Origin of the sequence: Bartonella sp. AA16NXGY (assembly GCF_042197325.1) — a bacterium.
Taxonomy (GTDB): domain Bacteria; phylum Pseudomonadota; class Alphaproteobacteria; order Rhizobiales; family Rhizobiaceae; genus Bartonella.
Window position 1 is genome coordinate 1 of record NZ_JBHIRR010000086.1, and the last position, 512, is coordinate 512.

The following is a 512-nucleotide window of genomic DNA, read 5'->3' on the forward strand; positions in this document are numbered from 1 at the left end:
CGCGGTCCCCTCGCTGAGAAGTGTATGGCTCAATATATGAGAGACAATAAACTTGAAGCCTGCCCGCATGGTTTTCGTTCTAGTTTACGCAATTGGCTTGCTGAAACAACCGATGCCCCCTATGAGGTCGCTGAAACTATTTTAGCTCATACGGTCGGCGGTAAAGTAGAACGTGCCTATCGTCGGACTGACTATTTAGAACAGCGCCGCGTTTATATGGATAAATGGGCGGCTTATGTCACAGGTCAATCTTAAGATATGGGGTGCATAACCCCATGATCTGTGGATAACTTTAGCTCTCTTCTCTCTCATTCTTTCTCAATAAGAGTCATAAATTATCACATCAGAAATTGTATAATAAAATATTGTTTTCTATGAATAAAACATCTTTCTAAATGAACCAAAATGTGGTTAATAAATGGTTATGATGTGTTACCATTTTTATAGTGAAAGGATTTTAGAATGACAGAAAATGATATTCTTTTAACAGACCGTGAAAGTGCAAAATTGCT

General features: G+C 38.5%; 1 pseudogene. It reads left to right on the forward strand.

Annotated features, from left to right (window positions below):
* Window positions 1-255, forward strand: a pseudogene (locus ACFINK_RS09465) (integrase); the annotation flags it as partial.
* Window positions 256-512: the final 257 nt, after the last annotated feature.